Raw genomic sequence first — 249 nt, forward strand, 5'->3', positions numbered from 1 at the left:
TTTTTACCCTTGGCTTTCACTTTATTAAAAGGAATGGCATCGTTATAAATAAAGCTGTTGTCGTATTTACTAAACAAGCTATTTACGCTGTTGACGATATCGCTGCTGGAGCGAAAATTAGTGCCTAGGGTAAATTGTTGCGACTGCTCTACGGCCTCTTTGGCACCAATGTAGGTAAATATATCTGCGCCCCTAAAGCCATAAATAGCTTGTTTGGGATCGCCTATCATAGCTAAAGTGGTATTGCTT

Annotated in this window: 1 protein-coding gene; it reads right to left on the reverse strand. The window is 40.2% G+C overall.

All coding sequences use genetic code 11. The annotated features are described in order from the left end of the window. On the reverse strand, window positions 1-249 hold a 249-nt coding region (locus AAEY78_RS14345; protein ID WP_352340106.1), incomplete at both ends, for a UvrD-helicase domain-containing protein.

Source organism: Psychrobacter sp. 16-MNA-CIBAN-0192 (assembly GCF_040309565.1).
In the GTDB taxonomy this organism is placed as follows: Bacteria; Pseudomonadota; Gammaproteobacteria; order Pseudomonadales; family Moraxellaceae; genus Psychrobacter.